Consider the following 16,958-nt stretch of genomic DNA (forward strand, 5'->3'; position numbering starts at 1 on the left):
GTCCGGCTGGTCTTCGGTATCGGCTCGCTATCACTTCGGAGCGTGGACCACCCGGTTGTGGCATCTTGACGAGCGGACCACAGTGCGGGCGGGAGGTGCCGGGCGGGATGGCCGGAGATGCCGATTTCGACCGGGAACTGCTCGCCAGGGTCAGGGCGGGCGACGACGCCGCGTTCGGCGAGCTGTTCACCCACCACGCCGACGCCGTTCGTCGGTTCGCCCTCCGGCACGTCCGTGAACACGCCGAGGCCGACGACCTGACCGCCGAGGCGTTCTTCCGGGTGCTCCAGGCGATCCGCCGGGGCAACGGCCCCACCGAGCACGTGCGCACCTACCTGCTGACCGTCGCGCGCCGGGTGGCGTGGGAGTGGAGCGGGCGGCGGCGGGACGTGCCGGTGGAGGACGAGGAGCTGAGCAAGCGCGTCGAGCCGTTCCCCGACGCCACGGCGAACCGCCCGGAGCACACGCTGATCTCCCGCGCCTTCACGAGCCTGCCGGAGCGGTGGCGCACCGTGCTGTGGCAGGTCGAGGTGGAGGGCGCGCGGCCGGCCGCGGTCGCGCCGAGCTACGGGCTCAGCGCCAACGCGATGGCCGCCTTGGCCCGCCGCGCCCGCGAGGGGCTGCGCGCGGCCTACCTCCAGGCGCACCTGGCCGAGGACACCGGCCCGCGCGCGTGCAGCTCGGTCGTGGCCAAGCTCGGCACGTACGTGGCGGGCGGCGTGCAGGGCACCGAGCACAAGCGCATCCGCAAGCACCTCCGGACGTGCTCCTCCTGCAACGCGCTGCACGCCGAGCTGACCGAGGTCTGCTCGTCGCTGCGGGCGCACGCGGCGGTCGCCGCCGTGCCGGTGGCCGCGACCGCCCTGGCCACGACGGGGCTGTTCGCGCCGGTCGTCGCGGGCAAGGCCGCGCTGCTCACGAGCCGGGTCAAGCTGGTGCTCGCCGCGACGGCCTCGGCCGCGGCGGTGGGCGTGTTCGGCGTGCTGGCGGGCACGTTCACCGGGGCGCCCGGCCCCGCCCTGGTGCAGCCCGGCCCGGACGGCGCGCCCGGCGGGCACGTACTGGCGCTGCACCCCACGACCGGGCCCACCGCGACCGGCACGGCGACCAGCGAGACGTCGCCCGCGCCGGTCCACCGGGTCGTCGTGCACACGAAGACCCGGGCCCGCACGGTCACCGCACCCCCGGCGGCGCCCACCACGACCACCCCCGACGCGGTGCCGGGGCAGCAGGCCGGCGAGGCGGCCACGCCGCCCGGCCACGCCGGTCCCCACCTGCTGACCGACGCCTCGTCGTCCGCGACGCCGCCGGGGACCACCGCCGCCGGCGCGACCACCGGGGCCGGCGCGTCGACGGTGTCGCCGACGTCCGAGCCGCCGTCGGACACCACGCTGCTGGCCACGACGACCACCCCGTCCGCGCGGCCGACCGGCAGGGGGCGGGTCGTCACGCCGACCACCGTGACCCTCCACCCGACGCCCGCCACGTTCGCACCCGCGTAACTGCGGGTTTCACCCGCGAGGTGCAAGACTTTCCCGGTAGCGTGGTACACGCTGAGTGATCGCTCGACGTCTTGAGGAGACGGTGATGACGCGGCTGGTGCGCGGTGCCGACGGCCGGATGTGGACTGTGCGCAGCCAGGTCCAGTGGCGCAACCCGGCGGGGGACGCCGATTTCGAGCACGACGTGAGCGGTGGCCACGGCCCCGGTGTGCTGATGCTGGCCATCGTCGTGGTCATGGCGGTCGTGCTCGTGGCGTGGACCCCGGCCGACGTGGTCGTGCCGGCGTGGCTGGTCGTGGCGCTGGTCCTGGTCTTCCTGTTCTTCCCCGTCCGCTGGGCGGTGCGGCGGCCGTGGGTGGTGGCGGCGGAGTCGAAGAAGACCGACGAGCTGCCGCCGGAGCGGTGGGTCGGCACGGTGCGCGGCATGCTGACCGTGCGCGACGAGGTCGCCAAGGTGGCCCGCAAGATCGAGATGTACTCGCTGCCCGACCTCGACGGCCCGCTCCAGCCGGTCGACTGACGGCCGTTCACGGGCGACACTGGTCGGGTGCCGGAACTCCCCGAGGTCGAGGCGCTCGCCCACCACCTGCGCGAGCACGCGGTCGGCCGCGTCGTGCACCGGGTGGACGTCGCGTCGTCGCAGGTGCTCAAGACGTTCACGCCGCCCTGGACGGACCTCCAGGGCCGGGAGGTGACGGGTGCCGGCCGGTTCGGCAAGCACCTGGACCTCGACTGCGGCGGGCTGCACCTCGTGGTGCACCTCGCGCGGGCCGGGTGGCTGCGCTGGTCGGAGAACCTGTCGGCGGCGCCGCCCAGGCCCGGCCGGGGCCCGCTGGCACTGCGCGTGCACCTCGGCCCGCCGGGGCGGGGGCCCGGGTTCGACCTGACCGAGGCGGGCACCAGGAAGGGCCTGGCCGCCTGGGTGGTGGACGACCCGCGGGACGTCCCGGGCGTCGCCCGGCTCGGGCCCGACGCGCTCTCGGTGACGCGCACGCAGCTGGAGGACCTGTTCGCCGGCCGCACCGAGCGGCTGAAGACGGCGCTGACCGACCAGACCGTGCTCGCGGGCGTGGGCAACGCCTACTCCGACGAGATCATGCACACCGCGCGGCTGTCGCCGTACGCGACGGCGGGCCGGCTGTCCGGTGAGGCGCTGGACCGGCTGCACGAGGCGCTGGTCGGGGTCCTGACCGACGCCGTGGCGCGCTCGGTGGGGCAGGGCGCGGCGACGCTGAAGGGCGAGAAGCGGTCGGGGCTGCGGGTGCACGCCCGGACCGGCCTGCCGTGCCCGGTGTGCGGTGACGCGGTGCGCGAGGTGTCGTTCGCGGACCGGGCGTTCCAGTACTGCCCGACGTGCCAGACGGGCGGCAAGCCCCTCGCCGACCGCCGGATGTCACGCCTGCTCAAGTAAGTCACACGACCGGGTGGACCCGTGCTTGTGACCGTTCTTCCCGGCAACTCCTCCTCGTGACAGCTCGACCACGTGGAGGAACCATGAACATCCGCATCGCCGCCGCCGTCACCGGTGCCACCCTCGGCCTGGCGACCATCGCCGGAGTGGCCGCCGCGTCCTCGGAAGCGCCGCCGGCCGCGAGTACCGAGGTCGGCACCTTCGACGCGCAGGAGCGCACCACGCTGTGCGAGATCCTGGAGGAGGCCGGCCTGTACGACGAACCGGACATGGAGGAGCTCCTCGCGTTCCTCGGCTGCGACACCGACGAGGAGACCACCACCTCGTCCTCGCAGGCGGTCGACCGAGGCCGGCGGGGCGCGGTCCGGTGAGCGAACCGCGCTCACCCTCCGTAGTCGTATCGCCCTGATGTCACCCGATCGGGAAGGTAAAGGGGCGCGGTCGCCGCCAATTCATCGGACGTGCACGTCTCCGGGCGTCGATCCCCTTGCCTCCGCGGCCTCCACGGCACAGCATGGACGCCGTGCGTGACCTGCTGACCGAGCGTGCCGTCCTCGGCGTCATCGCGACCCTCGCCGTCCTCGGCCTGTTCGTGATGCTCTGCCGCGCCCGCCGGGTGAGCACCTCGGTCGAGGACGCCGTGATGGACATGCTGCACCGGATGTCCAAGGCGTCGGCCGACCTGCGCGAGGGCCTGACCGAGGAGGCCGCCGACAAGGCCACCCCGCACCTGCGGGAGATGCTGCGCTGCGTCGCCGTCGGCATCACCGACCACGAGGGCACGCTCCTGTCGTGGGACGGCGGCGCGAACGACCACTACGAGTTCCTGCGCACCTACATCGAGCGCGCCATCGGCGAGGGCCACAAGGAGCACGTCGAGCACCGCAAGCTCGACTGCGAGCTGCCCGGCCCGTGCTCGCTGCACAGCGCGGTGATCGTGCCGCTGGTGGTGGAGGGCGAGGTCGCGGGCACGCTGATCGTGGTCAGCGGCGTGGCGAACAAGCGCCAGATCAGGATGGCCGAGGAGACCGCGCGGTTCGTGTCCACGCAGCTGGAGCTGGAGGTGCTCCAGAAGTCGCGGCAGGCGCTGGCGCAGGCCGAGGTCCGGGCGCTGCGGGCGCAGATCTCGCCGCACTTCGTCTACAACGCGCTCAACACGATCTCGTCGCTGATCCGCACCGACCCCGCGCACGCCCGCGAGCTGCTCCAGGAGTTCGCCGAGTTCACCCGCTACTCGTTCCGCACGGACGGCTTCTTCACCACGCTGTCCGACGAGCTGACCAACATCCACCGCTACCTGACCATCGAGCAGGCCCGGTACGGGCCGCGCCTCAACGTGCGGCTCAGGATCGCGCCCGAGGTGCTCCAGGTCGTGCTGCCGTTCCTGGTGCTGCAACCCCTGGTGGAGAACGCGGTCCGGCACGGCCTGGCCAAGAAGCCCGGCGGCGGGCTGCTCACGATCATCGCCGAGGACAACGGCGCCGAAGCGCTGATCTCGGTCGAGGACGACGGCGTCGGCATGGACCCGGACCGGCTGTTCGAGGACCTCAAGGACGCCCACCAGACCGGCGCGCACGTGGGCCTGGGCAACATCAACCACCGGATGCGGGCGGTGTTCGGCGACGACTACGCGCTCGTCGTGGAGACCGCCCCGGACGCCGGCATGAAGATCATCCTGAAGATCCCCAAGTACAGCAAGGGCGTGCGCACGAACCTGCCGCTGGTGCCGCCGCGCCTGGAGGACACCACCGAGCAGCCCGCGGTCCGGGCCTGAGCCCGGCGGTCCGGGACGTCACTCGGCGGCCACCGCCAGCGAGGCCACCACCATCACGGCGCACACCGACCACGTGATCCACATCCAGTAGACGTGCATCGTCGTCGGCCCGTCCGGGTTCTTCTTGCCCCGGACGTCCCACCACTCGACGTAGCGTTCCAGCCACCGGATCGGGTTGAACGTCACCGGGCGATGTTAGCCCCGCCACCCGCCCGTGCCACTGCACGTAAGGTCGTGGCATGAGCGTGACGGACAAGATCGCCCGGCTGCCCAGGATCGTCGGCGAGCGGACCGAGCGCGGACCCGTCGTGGCCGCCGTCCGCCTGCACGGCGTCATCACCCCGACGCCGACGCCGATGGCGCGCAACACGATCAGCGTGCAGACCGTCGAGACGGCGCTGACGCGCGCGTTCGACCACGACCGGCTCGTCGCGGTCGCCCTGCTGATCAACTCGCCCGGCGGGGCGCCCACCCAGTCCGCGCTGGTCGCCGAGCGCATCCGCGAGCTGGCGGCGAAGAAGAGGGTGCCGGTCCTGGCGTTCTGCGAGGACGTCGCGGCCTCCGGCGGCTACTGGCTGGCCTGCGCGGGCGACGAGGTCTACGCGCACGGCACGTCGCTGGTCGGCTCGATCGGGGTGGTCAGCTCGGGCTTCGGGCTCAACGGCCTGATCGAGCGGTACGGCGTGGAGCGCCGCGTGCACGCGGCGGGCGAGAACAAGGTGCGCCTCGACCCGTTCTCCCCCGAGAAGCCCGAGGACGTCGAGTGGCTCAAGGGCCTCCAGGCGCAGCTGCACGAGCAGTTCGTCGCCTGGGTCCGGGAACGCCGCGGCGCCAAGCTCAAGGGCACCGACGACGAGTTGTTCAACGGCGAGGTGTGGACCGGCGCGAAGGCGCTGGAACTGGGCCTGGTCGACGGGGTCGGCACCCTGCGCGGCGTCGTGGCCAAGCGCTACCCGGACGCCGAGATCGCCGTCGCCGAGCCCCGTCGCCCGTTGCTCGCCCGCCTCGGCATGGCCGGCGCCTCCACCCGATCGGGGGACTTCCTGCTGGAGGGGTTGGCCGCGTTGGAGGAGCGGGCGCGCTGGTCGCGATTCGGCTTGTGAGGTCACGGCACGCACCGGGACCGGCGACCGGCGTAGACAGCGACCCCGCTCGATGGGCAAGATGCGCGGCACAGTGAGTACCCCAAAGAACCCCGGTTCCCCGAAGGGCCCCCACGACGGCCTCCTCGTCCTGGCGGTGGACGACGAGGCCCCGGGGCTGAGCGAGATCAAGTACCTGCTCGAGGGCAGCCCGCACATCAGGCGCGTGCTCACCGCCTTCGACGCGGCCGAGGCGTTGCGCATCCTGCGCGGCGACTACGACGCCGAGGTGATGGAGCGCCAGGAGGCCGGCGTGCCGCCGGTCGACGCGGTGTTCGCGGACATCAACATGCCCGGCCTGAGCGGGACCGACCTCGCGCGCGTGCTGGGCGCGTTCCGCGCGCCGCCGGCGCTGGTGTTCGTGACGGGCGTCGAGCACTCGGAGGCCGTGGTCGCCTTCGAGGTGGGCGCGCTGGACTTCGTGACGAAGCCGATCAACGAGGACCGCGTGAACAAGGCCATCTCGCGGGTCGTGGAGCGGGTCGCGTCGACCCCGGTGGCGGTGCCCGAGCAGACCTCGGCGGCCGAGCCGCAGGACGACGAGGTGATCCCGGTCGAGCTGGGCGGCACGATCAAGCTCGTGCCGCGGGCGACCGTCCGGTACGTGGAGGCGCAGGGCGACTACGCCCGCCTGCACACCAACGACGGCGCGAGCCACCTCGTGCGCATCCCGCTGGCCCAGCTGGAGGACCGCTGGGAGAACGCCGGGTTCGTGCGCATCCACCGGTCCTACCTGGTGGCGCTGCCGCTGGTGACCGAGCTGCGGATGACGTCGAACGGGTACGCGGTGGTGATCGGCTCCGGTGACGACGCGAAGGAGCTGCCGGTGAGCCGGCGGCACACGCGTGAGCTGAAGGAACGGCTCGTGCGCCCCCCCAAGAGCAGTTGGGGATGACCAAGCACTCCGGCCCGCCCGGGCAACCGGACCAGCCGCAACCGGCCGAGCGCGACGCCTGGCCGCCGGTCGCGGCGCGCAAGAACCGCCGCAGGCGGGTGGTGCTCGCCGACCCGAAGGGGCGCGGCCGCGTGCTGCGCACCATCATCGAGCTGGAGGAGCAGACCAGCGTCGGCGAGAAGCTGATCCGCGACCTGATCCGCCAGCAGCTGCGCACCGGCCTCGCCCTCGGCGGCACGACCCTGCTGCTCCTCGCGGCGCTGCCGGCGTTGTTCCACGCAGTCCCGCAGCTGTCGGAGGTGCACCTGCTGGGCGTCCGGTTGCCGTGGGTGCTGCTGGGCCTGCTGCCGTTCCCGCTGTGCTACGGCGTCGGCTACGCCTACCGCAGGCTCGCCGAGCGGCACGAGCAGGACTTCGTGAACTCGGTGGACCGGTGATCCAGAACCTGTGGAGCCTGGGGCTCGTCGTCGTGATGGCCACGCTGACGTTCCTGCTGGGCTACGTGGGCTCCCGCCGGGCGAACACCACGCCGGACTTCCTGGTGGCGCGGCGCGCCATCCCGGCGACCCGCAACGCCGCCGCGATCTCGGGGGAGTACCTGTCGGCCGCGTCGTTCCTGGGCGTCGCCGGGCTCGTGCTCAAGGACGGCGTCGACGCCCTGTGGTACCCGATCGGCTTCACCGCGGGCTACCTGGCGATGATGGTGTTCGTCGCGGCGCCCCTGCGCCGGTCCGGCGCGTACACGCTGCCCGACTTCGCCGAGGCCCGCCTCGGGTCGTCGAACCTGCGCCGGTTCTGCACGTTCTTCGTCATCTGCATCGGCGTGCTTTACCTGGTGCCGCAGCTCCAGTCGGCCGGGCTGACGCTGAACACGATCACCGGCCTGCCCGCGTGGCTCGGCGGCGTGGCGGTCACCGCCATCGTGGTGGTGAACGTGCTGGGCGGCGGGATGCGCGCGATCACGCTGGTGCAGGCGTTCCAGTACTGGGGCAAGCTGTTCGCCATCGCCGCGCCGACGTTCGTGCTGTTCACGCTGTTCGCGGCCGGGCCGGGCAACGGCGCGCAGCCGGTCGACGCGGACGGCGTGCTGCGGTTCCACGAGGACGTGGCGGTGACGACCACCGACCCGGTGCGGGTGCGCGTGGACGTGCCGCTGGAGCTGTCCGCGACCGGTCGGGTCAACGGGGCGCCCGCGGACGGCGAGGTGTACTGGACGACCGGCACGCACACCGTGGGCGCGGGCACCGAGCTGCGCTTCACGGCGGGCACGCCGGTGCCGGTGGTGGAGGGCGCGCCGACCGGGAACGCCGATTGGCTGCGCCCGCAGACCGGCGGCGCGGGCGAGCTGTTCGAGACCTACTCGCTGATCTTCGCGACGTTCCTCGGCACGATGGGCCTGCCGCACGTGCTGGTCCGCTTCTACACCAACCCCGACGGCCGGGCCGCCCGCCGGACCGCGCTGCACGTGATCTACCTGCTCGGCCTGTTCTACCTGTTCCCCACGGTGCTGGGCGTGATCTCGCGCCAGTACCTGCCGCAGCTGCTGGTGACCGGGAAGACGGACGCCGCCGTGCTGCTGCTGCCCACGACCATGCGGCCCGACCTGCTCGGCCAGGTGCTGGGCGCGGTGGTGGCGGCGGGCGCGTTCGCCGCGTTCCTGTCCACCTCGTCGGGGCTGGTCGTGTCGGTGGCGGGGGTGGTGTCGACGGACATCCTGCCGGGCAAGGTGCGGGACTTCCGCTGGGCCACGGTGCTGACCGGCGCGTTCGCGATCGGCCTCGCGCTCGTGCTGCCGCGCTCGGACGCCTCGCTGACCGTGGCCATGTCGTTCGCGCTGGCCGCGTCGACGTTCTGCCCGCTGCTGGTGCTGGGCATCTGGTGGCGCGGGCTGACCTGGGTCGGCGCGATGGCGGGCATGGTGGTCGGCGGCGGCCTGGTGATCGGCTCGCAGGTCGTCACGGTGGTCAGCTCGTACACCGGCGACTGGGCGCCCTCGGTGTTCTCCCAGCCGGCGCTGGTGACGGTGCCGGTGGCGTTCCTGACCATGGTCGTGATCAGCGGCCTGACGTCGCGGCGCAGGCCCGAGGACGTCAACCAGATCCTGCTGCGCTTCCACGCGCCGGACCCGCTGGGCTTCATCCGCGACCGCGTCGTGCAGCGGTTCGGCACGGCCGAGGAGAAGGCGCTCCAGGACGGCGCACGCGGCGACGGCCCGTCGTCCTAGCGGGTCGGTCGGCACGCTCCCGTTCAGCCGCAGACGCGGTAGCAGGGAGTATGTGAAGGTCTCGAATGGGTGAAGATAAGCCCACCGATCCGGCTAACGGTGATGTCGATCACCCGAGTGGCAGTTCGTCTCAGCATTCATACCGCTCATCGCATCACTCGACAGTTGAGCGCAAGGCCACGTCCGGAGTCTTTCAGACGTGAGCCAGGTCTCCTTACGGTGCACGGCGTATCAGGAACGCACCAGGAGGCCTTACGTGCCGTTCACACCGTCGTCAAACACGCGAGGAGGGGACCGTGAGCACCTCTGAGCAGCACAACCCCGACACCCAGGGCGCTCACAACTGGGTGGAGGTGCAGGAGAGCGCGGACTTCAAGGAGCTGCGGCGCCGACTGCGCAATTTCGTGTTCCCGATGGCCGGTCTGTTCCTGGCCTGGTACCTGCTGTACGTCCTCCTCGCCGATTACGCACACGGCTTCATGTCGACGAAGGTCTTCGGCAACATCAACGTGGGCCTGATCCTCGGCCTGCTGCAGTTCGTGTCGACGTTCGCGATCACCACGCTGTACGTCCGCCACGCCAACAAGAACCTCGACCCCAAGGCGGAGAAGCTCCGCGGCGAAATCGAAGGGGGTCGGGCGTGAACAGCAGCCCCTGGCTCAACATCGGCATCTTCGGCCTGTTCGTCGCGGCGACCCTGGTGGTCGTCATCCGCGCGAGCCGGAACACGAAGACGGCCGCCGACTACCTCGCCGCCGGCCGCGCGTTCACCGGCCCGCAGAACGGCGTCGCCATCGCGGGCGACTACCTGTCCGCCGCGTCGTTCCTCGGCATCGCGGGCGCCATCGCGCTCAACGGCTACGACGGCTTCCTGTACTCCATCGGCTTCCTCGTCGCGTGGCTCGTCGCGCTCCTGCTGGTCGCGGAGCTGCTGCGCAACACCGGCAAGTACACGATGGGCGACGTCCTCAGCTTCCGGATGCGCCAGCGCCCGGTGCGCGCCGCCGCGGCGACGTCCACCATGGCCGTGTCCTTCTTCTACCTGCTGGCCCAGATGGCGGGCGCCGGCGGCCTGGTGGCCCTGCTGCTCGGCATCACCGGCAAGCTCGGCCAGGCCCTCGTGATCGCCGTCGTCGGCGCCCTGATGATCGCCTACGTCCTCATCGGCGGCATGAAGGGCACCACCTGGGTGCAGATCATCAAGGCGGTGCTGCTGATCATCGGCGCCGGCGTGATGACGGTGTGGGTGCTCGCCAAGTTCGGCCTGAACCTGTCCGGCCTGCTCGGCGCGGCCGTCGACAACGCCCCGAAGGCCGGCGAGAAGCTCCTCGGCCCCGGCCTCCAGTACGGCGCGACCGGCACCTCGAAGCTCGACTTCCTGTCGCTGGCCCTCGCCCTGGTCCTCGGCACGGCCGGCCTGCCGCACATCCTGATGCGCTTCTACACCGTGCCGACCGCCAAGGAGGCCCGCCGCTCGGTGGTCTGGGCCATCTGGCTGATCGGCCTGTTCTACCTGTTCACGCTGGTCCTGGGTTACGGCGCGGCGGCGCTGGTCGGCCCCGACGCGATCCGGGCGGCACCCGGTGGCGCGAACTCGGCGGCCCCGCTGCTCGCCGAGGCCCTGGGCGGGCCGCTGCTGCTCGGCCTGATCGCGGCGGTCGCGTTCGCCACGATCCTCGCCGTGGTGGCGGGCCTGACGATCACCGCGTCGGCGTCGTTCGCGCACGACATCTACGCCAACATCATCCGCAAGAACGGCCACGACGGCGCGGTCAAGGAGAAGTCCGACGAGGAGGCCGAGGTGAAGGTGGCGCGGCGCACCGCCATCGTCATCGGCATCGTCTCGATCCTCGGCGGCATCGCGGCCAACGGCCAGAACATCGCGTTCCTCGTGGCGCTCGCGTTCGCGGTGGCGGCGTCGGCGAACCTGCCGACCATCCTCTACTCGCTGTTCTGGAAGCGCTTCAACACCTCCGGCGCGCTGTGGAGCATCTACGGCGGCCTCGCGGTGACCATCACCCTGATCGTCCTGTCGCCGGCCGTGTCCGGGAAGCCGACGTCCATGTTCCCGAACGCGGACTTCGACCTGTTCCCGCTGTCCAACCCGGGCATCGTGTCGATCCCGGTGGCGTTCATCCTCGGCTACGTCGGCACGGTGACGTCGAAGGAGAACGACAAGGAGAAGTACGCGGAGATGGAGGTGCGGGCGCTCACCGGCGTCGGCGCCGAGAAGGCCACCGCGCACTAGGGCCTTCCTCCGGGACCACGCCGGCCGTCCTCCTCCCGGGGAGGGCGGCCGGCGTGCTCCTCATCCCCCGTTCATCAGGGACGTGGCAGCATGGTGACCGTGACCGTTCCCACCGTTGAAGTGACCGAAGTGCCCGCCGAACTCCCGGCCGGGAAGGTGCTGCTCGACGTCCGCGAGGCCGACGAGTGGACCGCGGGCCACGCCCCGGGCGCCCTGCACATCCCGATGAGCGAACTGGCGGGCCGCCTGGACGAGCTGCCCGGCGACAGCGAGTTCTACGTCGTGTGCCGCGCGGGCGGCCGGTCGGCGCGGGTCACCCAGTACCTCAACGCCAACGGCTGGGAGGCCACCAACGTCGACGGCGGCATGCAGGTCTGGGCCGCCCAGGGCCGTCCGCTGGTCGCCGAGGTCGACGGCGCGGACCCCGAGGTCATCTGACGTGGCGCTCCGGCCGATGCGCGTGGACTGGGTGGCGACCCCGCCGCCCGGCGCCTACCAGCGGCGCGACCTCGGCCGGCCGCGCCAGGACTACGCGGGACCGCCGTCCTACCCGGTGCCGCCGCGCTGGGGCTTCCCGCTGCTGGCGTGGCGCTGGCCCACGTCCGTGGCGGTGGACGCCGACGAGCCCGCCGACTCGGTCGACCGGGTCCAGCGGCTGGCCCGCACCGCCTCCCACGCCCTCGGCCTGGCCGCGCTCACCGGCCTGTGGGCCGCGGGCAGCGAGATCTGGCGCTACGTCCTGCTCCTGCTCAGCCGCTACGGCGCGCTGTCGGAGTCCACGGTCGGCGTGTCGGACGCGATGGTCGTGTCCTCGTCGGTCGTGATGCTGGTGGCGACCGCGATGGCGGTGGTGTTCACGCTGCTGTGGCTGCGCCGGGCCCGCCGGGCCGCCGCGAGCGCCGCCGGCTACGCCCCGTCCCGCTCGGACACCGAAGTCCTGGTCAGCCTGTTCATCCCGGGCGTCAACCTGGTCGTGCCCGGCTCGGTCGCCGCCGAGCTGGAGCACGCCGCCCTGCGCCTGCCCGTCGACGCCCGCCCGCGACCGTCCCGGCTGATCCGCTGGTGGTGGGGCCTGTGGGCGTTCACCTGCCTGTTCTCCGCGTTCACGATCGCCTGGTCGTTCCGCGACAGCGTGCAGGCCATGGCGGACGGCGTGCTGCTGCACGCGGTGGCCGACCTCCTGGCCGTCGCCGTGGCGATCGTCACCGCCGTGGTCGTGCGCCGCACCACGACGTGCCTGCTGCCGGTGGACCCGAGCACGTTCCGCCGGATGCGGGTGGTGGGCGTGAAGGACGCCCCGGCACCGGAGCTGCGCACCTTCCGCGCCGCCGGCTCCCCCCGCTAGACGAACGGGGTCAGGCGGCCAGCGCCGGGGTGGGGGTGGGTGGTCGGTGGAGCAGGTTCTGGCGTGGCCTCTGGGCGGGGTCGACGTGTCGGGGTGGGATGAAGACCGGTGTCCCGCCGGTCGTCGCGACGCGCCAGTGTGAGTGGTGGACGAGGCTGTGGTGGGTGCGGCAGAGCAGGACGAGGTTGTCCAGGTCGGTGGACCCGCCATCGGCCCAGTGCTGGATGTGGTGGGCGTCGCACCACTGGGGTGGTCGGTGGCAGCCGGGGAAGGCGCATCCCCGGTCACGCGCGTGCAGCGCGCGGCGTTGGGCGGTGCTCACCGTCCGCTTGGCGCGGCCGAGGTCGAGTACTTCGGACATTCCGCCCAGTACGACCGGGAGGACTGTGGCGTCGCAGGCGATGCGGCGGGCCTGGGCGGCGCTGAGGTGGCGGTCGCCGTCCAACAACGCGTGCCCGACGCCCCGGCGCAGGGCCTCGTGGTCGATGGTGACGCTGATGTGCGGGCGCTCTCCGGCCTCCGAGGGCACGTCGGTGGAGCGTGACGCGAGGTGGATCAGGTCGGCGAACGCCTCGCCCCTGCGTCGTGCCGCGTCACGCGGGCCGTCCGGGCGAGGTGCGGAGAGCGGTTCGAGCATCGCGGTGAACCGCGCGCCGCTCTCGGCGGACAGCTCGCCGAAGAACTCCAGCCGTCCGCCGGGCAGGTCGCGCAGGTGCAGCACGTCGCCGGTCTCGGCGGCGGGCTCGTCCACCTCGTCCACGCGGTCCTGCTCGGCGCGGTCGCGAATCCGATCGGCGAGCTGCCGCACCGCTTTCGGCTCCACCGATCGAGCGGCCTCGACCAGGATCTCCTCCGACCCGTCCGGCAGGCGCAGCGAGATGGCCCGCGCCAGTTCGGTCAGGTGTCCGTCGGAGAGTTCCCCCACCACCGCACCGGTCACCGGGTGCAGGGGCGGGAGCGGTTGTCCGGTGGGGCTGGTGGAGGGCAGGAAGAGGGTCGCCTGGGTGGTCCAGCGCTTGACCTCGCGCGGGTCGGCGCGCACGACGCGCCGGTAGGTGTCGGTGTCGAGCCCGCGCCGCAGCACCTCGGCCAGCAGCCGCAGTCGCCGCACGTGCAGCGTCCGCAGCGCGGCTTCGGTCTCGACGACGGCGTCGAACACACCGTCGTCGGTCAGCAGCGCGGGCGCGATCTCCATACCTGCCACGCTATTCGAACACCTGTACCCATTTCATCACTTGATCAGGTGAAACAGGCGGAGTCAGAGGGTGATCGGGAGGCGGGCGAACGTCACGCCGGACCACTGTTCCCAAGCGGTTCCTCCTCGTCGAACTCCCACACCAGGACCAGTGGTACGCGCCGGCCGTACCGGGCCAGCGCCGACTCCGCCGACCGGTGCTGGCCGAGCATCGTGCGCCCGGTCACCGGATCACGCCGGTAGACCACGGCGGTCGTCGTGTCCTCCTCCATGATCTCCATGCCCCACGCGAAGATGCGCGTGCTGTCGGCGGCGTCCACGAGGCTGAAGAGGTTCGCTTCCACGGGACCGACTGTCCGACGGGAGATCCGCTCCAACCCAAGGGGTGAACCGGGAATCCCACACCCGGAGATCCCGCCGGACCATGCTGACGCGTGCCCACTCCACCCCCGTTCCGCCGCCGCCGGTTGGGCAAGAAGCTCGCCCGCATGAGGATCGCGGCCAAGCTGACCCTGGACGACGCCGCGAAGGCCCTGTACCGGACCAGGTCGACGCTGCACCGGATCGAGCGCGGCGAGACGATCCTGGACGTCCACCTCGCCAAGTCGATGATGGACCTGTACGACCAGTACGACCCGGACCTGCTGGACCAGGCGGTGCGGGCGAGGGAGCCCGGCTGGTGGACCACCTTCGGCATCGAGAACCAGGGTTACGTCGACGTCGAGACGGAAGCCGTCGAAGTCTGCGAACTCTCGCTCCTGGTGATCCCCGGTCTGCTCCAGACCGGCGATCACATGCGGGCGCTGTTCGCGGCGCACCGACTGGGCCGTACGAAGCGCCGGCTGGAGAACGACATCCGGGTACGCCGGATCAGGCAGGAGCGCCTGGTGGACCCGCGCAACCCCCTGCGGTTGGACGCGATCATCGACGAGGCGGCGTTGCGGAAGGTGGTTGGCGGCGCCGAGGTGATGCGCGAGCAGTTGCGCCACCTGCGCGAGGTGGCGGACCTGCCCAACGTGTCGATCCGCATCCTCGCCGACGCCGGTGGCGCCCACGCGGGCATGGTGAGCAGCTTCGCGCTGCTCGATTTCGCCGATCCCCTCGAACCGCCGGTGCTGTTCATCGAGCACATGGTGGGAGCCGTGCACATCGAGGAGGGGAACCAGCTCCGCGAGGCTAGGCTGGAGTTCGAGCACCTGGCTTCCCAAGCGCTGGGCCTCGCGGAGTCGATCGCCCTCGTCGAGCGGGTCCTGACCGAGTGAAAGAGGCGACGGATATGTCCACAGTGGACTTCACTGGCGCGGTGTGGCGCAAGAGCAGCCGCAGCGGGGGCGCGAGCAACACCAACTGCGTCGAAGTGGCGTTCGTCAACGCGGTGTGGCGGAAGAGCAGCCGGAGCAGCGGTGCCAGCAACGCGAACTGCGTCGAGGTGGCGTCGACCGGCCCCGTCGTCGGCGTCCGGGACTCGAAGAACCCGACCGCCGCAACGTTGGCGTTCCCCGCCGTTCGGTGGGCGTTCTTCCTGCGGCGGTTGGGTTCCTGACCCCACCCGTGCCACGGTGGACGCCATGCGGGCACTCGTGGCGGCACTGGTCCTGTCCCTCCTCGTCCCCGGCGTGGCCGCCGCGCACGGCCACCCCCGGAAGTCGTTCGACCTCCAAGCCCACCGGGGCGGGATCGGGCTGACCGTCGAGAGCACCCTGGCCGCGTTCGGCAAGGCGCTGGAACTCGGCGTGACCACGCTCGAACTCGACGTCCAGATCACCAGGGACGGCCGCGAGGTCGTCACCCACGACCGCAGGACCAACCCCGCCAAGTGCGTCGACACGGCACCCGCCACCCCCGGCGACCCGGCGTTCCCGTACGCGGGCAAGTACGTGAAGGACCTGACGTTCGCGCAGGTCCGCACCCTCGACTGCGGGTCGCGGCGCTGGTCGCAGTACCCGGACCAGGAACTCTCGCCGGGTGCGCGGATGCCGACGCTCGCCGAGGTGTTCGCCCTGGCCCGACGCCACCGGGCGTGGGACGTGAAGTTCAACATCGAGACCAAGGTCGAGGCCGCCGCGCCGCACGAGACCGCGCCGCGCGAGCAGTTCGTCGAGGTCACGTCCCGCGCGATCCGCCGCTCCGGCTTCCACCGCAACGTCACGGTCCAGTCGTTCGACTGGGGCACCCTGATGCTGTGGCGCAGGGCCGAGCCGCGCATCCCGCTCGTCGCCCTCACCCAGCCCGAGTTCCTGCGCCCCGGCTCGCCGTGGACCGGCGGCCTCGACCTGGCCGACTTCGGCGGCAGCGTGGTGGAGGCGGTCAAGAGCTTCGGCGCGTCCGCCCTGTCGCCGGTGCACGGCAACCCGCAGAACGGCACGGTGAACGACCCCGGCTACGTCCCGTTCACCACGAAAACCCTGGTGGACGAGGCGCACCGGCACGGCCTGAAGGTCATCCCCTGGACGGTGAACGACCAGGCCACCATGCACAAGCTGATCGACGACGGCGTGGACGGCATCATCACCGACTACCCGGACCGCCTGCGCGAGGTCATGGCCGAGCGCGGCTTCAGGCTCCCCCGGGCGTACCCGGCGCGCTGACCCCCGCGCTCACCCGATCTTCGGGTAGAACCGGAACGGCGTGCTGTGCGCGAGCGCGAGTTCCGCGTACCGCACGTACTCGGCCGGGTCGCCGTCGAGCGGTTCGCGGCGGACCGGCCCGTCGTCCCGGTGGTGCAGCAGCACGACCGTGCTGTCGTCGAACAGCCAGAAATCCTGCCGGGGCAATTCCGCGGCGACCTCGTCGCGGGAGCAGATCACCCGCACGTCCTCGCCGGAGCGCACGTTTCCCGGGTATTCCCACTCGAACTGGCAGCGCTGGTACTCGGTCAACCGCTCGTCCACCAGGCGCACCCGCTGCACGGACCTGCCCGCCTGCCGGTGCACGCGCAGCCGGTTGTGCCACGGCGCGTTGAATCCGACCGGCATGGGACGGCCCCCGGTGTACTGTTCCACCAGGTCGTCGCCGGTCCAGTACGAGGGGCGCACCTCGAGGCGGAACGCCGACGTGGTGAACCGGCCCCACATGTCGGCCCAGTCCTCGTCCGTAATCCACCGTGATTCCCGCGCACCTGATCGCATGGCCACACGTTAACGGGAAATCGGTCCCGGGTGCAGCCCCGAATGTGTAAACCTCGAACGCGTTCTACTCAGTCGGACGTGGAATTTATTCAAC

At 71.7% G+C, this 16,958-nt stretch carries 20 protein-coding genes; 16 read left to right on the forward strand and 4 right to left on the reverse strand.

Annotated features, from left to right (window positions below):
- Positions 1-107: 107 nt before the first annotated feature.
- The 5 genes from CKY47_RS03880 to CKY47_RS03900 all read left to right on the forward strand — a co-directional run bounded on the left by CKY47_RS03880 (position 108) and on the right by CKY47_RS03900 (position 4,687).
- On the forward strand, positions 108-1,502 hold the full coding sequence (locus CKY47_RS03880) for a sigma-70 family RNA polymerase sigma factor (protein ID WP_306744191.1): 1,395 nt from the start codon (positions 108-110) through the stop codon (positions 1,500-1,502).
- Between the two features lie 85 nt (positions 1,503-1,587).
- Complete coding sequence (locus CKY47_RS03885) at positions 1,588-2,022, forward strand: DUF983 domain-containing protein (protein WP_306744192.1); 435 nt, start codon at positions 1,588-1,590, stop codon at positions 2,020-2,022.
- A gap of 27 nt (positions 2,023-2,049) precedes the next feature.
- The gene (locus CKY47_RS03890) at positions 2,050-2,913 is read left to right on the forward strand and encodes an Fpg/Nei family DNA glycosylase (protein WP_306744193.1); all 864 of its coding nucleotides are present in this window, start codon (positions 2,050-2,052) and stop codon (positions 2,911-2,913) included.
- Positions 2,914-2,996: 83 nt separating this feature from the next.
- Entirely contained in the window at positions 2,997-3,284 is a 288-nt protein-coding gene (locus CKY47_RS03895) for a hypothetical protein (RefSeq protein ID WP_306744194.1), read from the forward strand.
- 143 nt (positions 3,285-3,427) lie between these two features.
- Positions 3,428-4,687: a sensor histidine kinase gene (locus CKY47_RS03900; RefSeq protein WP_306744195.1), complete on the forward strand. Its 1,260-nt coding sequence runs from the start codon at positions 3,428-3,430 to the stop codon at positions 4,685-4,687.
- Positions 4,688-4,705: 18 nt separating this feature from the next.
- Here CKY47_RS03900 and CKY47_RS03905 read toward each other — a convergent pair whose 3' ends face one another.
- Complete coding sequence (locus tag CKY47_RS03905) at positions 4,706-4,873, reverse strand: hypothetical protein (protein ID WP_306744196.1); 168 nt, start codon at positions 4,871-4,873, stop codon at positions 4,706-4,708.
- A 53-nt stretch (positions 4,874-4,926) separates the two neighbouring features.
- Here CKY47_RS03905 and CKY47_RS03910 point away from each other — a divergent pair, with 53 nt between their 5' ends.
- The 8 genes from CKY47_RS03910 to CKY47_RS03945 all read left to right on the forward strand — a co-directional run bounded on the left by CKY47_RS03910 (position 4,927) and on the right by CKY47_RS03945 (position 12,541).
- The gene (locus tag CKY47_RS03910; RefSeq protein ID WP_306744197.1) at positions 4,927-5,790 is read left to right on the forward strand and encodes a S49 family peptidase; all 864 of its coding nucleotides are present in this window, start codon (positions 4,927-4,929) and stop codon (positions 5,788-5,790) included.
- A 61-nt stretch (positions 5,791-5,851) separates the two neighbouring features.
- Positions 5,852-6,724: a LytR/AlgR family response regulator transcription factor gene (locus CKY47_RS03915; protein ID WP_306744542.1), complete on the forward strand. Its 873-nt coding sequence runs from the start codon at positions 5,852-5,854 to the stop codon at positions 6,722-6,724.
- Positions 6,721-7,161: a hypothetical protein gene (locus tag CKY47_RS03920; protein WP_306744198.1), complete on the forward strand. Its 441-nt coding sequence runs from the start codon at positions 6,721-6,723 to the stop codon at positions 7,159-7,161. Before CKY47_RS03915 ends, CKY47_RS03920 begins: the two co-directional genes overlap by 4 nt.
- A gap of 35 nt (positions 7,162-7,196) precedes the next feature.
- Positions 7,197-8,948 (forward strand): sodium/solute symporter, encoded by a 1,752-nt coding sequence (locus tag CKY47_RS03925; RefSeq protein WP_371320618.1) that lies wholly within the window; start codon positions 7,197-7,199, stop codon positions 8,946-8,948.
- Positions 8,949-9,244: 296 nt separating this feature from the next.
- Positions 9,245-9,592, forward strand: a complete 348-nt coding sequence (locus CKY47_RS03930; protein ID WP_371320602.1) for a DUF485 domain-containing protein — start codon at positions 9,245-9,247, stop codon at positions 9,590-9,592.
- Entirely contained in the window at positions 9,589-11,196 is a 1,608-nt protein-coding gene (locus CKY47_RS03935) for a monocarboxylic acid transporter (RefSeq protein ID WP_306744200.1), read from the forward strand. Before CKY47_RS03930 ends, CKY47_RS03935 begins: the two co-directional genes overlap by 4 nt.
- A 90-nt stretch (positions 11,197-11,286) precedes the next feature.
- Positions 11,287-11,634: a rhodanese-like domain-containing protein gene (locus CKY47_RS03940; protein WP_306744201.1), complete on the forward strand. Its 348-nt coding sequence runs from the start codon at positions 11,287-11,289 to the stop codon at positions 11,632-11,634.
- Position 11,635: 1 nt separating this feature from the next.
- Positions 11,636-12,541 carry a DUF4328 domain-containing protein gene (locus CKY47_RS03945; RefSeq protein WP_306744202.1) on the forward strand — a complete coding sequence of 302 codons (906 nt, stop codon included), beginning with the start codon at positions 11,636-11,638 and terminating at the stop codon, positions 12,539-12,541.
- Between the two features lie 10 nt (positions 12,542-12,551).
- Here CKY47_RS03945 and CKY47_RS03950 read toward each other — a convergent pair whose 3' ends face one another.
- Positions 12,552-13,736 carry an HNH endonuclease signature motif containing protein gene (locus tag CKY47_RS03950; RefSeq protein ID WP_306744203.1) on the reverse strand — a complete coding sequence of 395 codons (1,185 nt, stop codon included), beginning with the start codon at positions 13,734-13,736 and terminating at the stop codon, positions 12,552-12,554.
- 92 nt (positions 13,737-13,828) lie between these two features.
- The gene (locus CKY47_RS03955; RefSeq protein WP_306744204.1) at positions 13,829-14,080 is read right to left on the reverse strand and encodes a hypothetical protein; all 252 of its coding nucleotides are present in this window, start codon (positions 14,078-14,080) and stop codon (positions 13,829-13,831) included.
- A 90-nt stretch (positions 14,081-14,170) separates the two neighbouring features.
- On the opposite strand from CKY47_RS03955, the gene CKY47_RS03960 reads away from it, so the two are divergent.
- Genes CKY47_RS03960 through CKY47_RS03970 form a run of 3 tightly spaced genes read left to right on the forward strand, consistent with a single transcriptional unit; the run spans position 14,171 to position 16,324 of the window.
- Positions 14,171-14,998, forward strand: a complete 828-nt coding sequence (locus CKY47_RS03960; RefSeq protein WP_306744205.1) for a helix-turn-helix domain-containing protein — start codon at positions 14,171-14,173, stop codon at positions 14,996-14,998.
- Between the two features lie 14 nt (positions 14,999-15,012).
- On the forward strand, positions 15,013-15,279 hold the full coding sequence (locus CKY47_RS03965) for a DUF397 domain-containing protein (protein ID WP_306744206.1): 267 nt from the start codon (positions 15,013-15,015) through the stop codon (positions 15,277-15,279).
- A 25-nt stretch (positions 15,280-15,304) separates the two neighbouring features.
- Positions 15,305-16,324 carry a glycerophosphodiester phosphodiesterase gene (locus CKY47_RS03970; RefSeq protein WP_306744207.1) on the forward strand — a complete coding sequence of 340 codons (1,020 nt, stop codon included), beginning with the start codon at positions 15,305-15,307 and terminating at the stop codon, positions 16,322-16,324.
- 9 nt (positions 16,325-16,333) lie between these two features.
- On the opposite strand, the gene CKY47_RS03975 is transcribed toward CKY47_RS03970, so the two are convergent.
- Positions 16,334-16,864, reverse strand: coding sequence for a DUF6879 family protein (locus tag CKY47_RS03975; protein ID WP_371320603.1), 531 nt, complete (start codon positions 16,862-16,864; stop codon positions 16,334-16,336).
- Positions 16,865-16,958: the final 94 nt, after the last annotated feature.

The sequence above is a fragment of the Saccharothrix longispora genome, from assembly GCF_030852425.1.
Classification (GTDB): Bacteria; Actinomycetota; Actinomycetes; order Mycobacteriales; family Pseudonocardiaceae; genus Actinosynnema; species Actinosynnema longispora.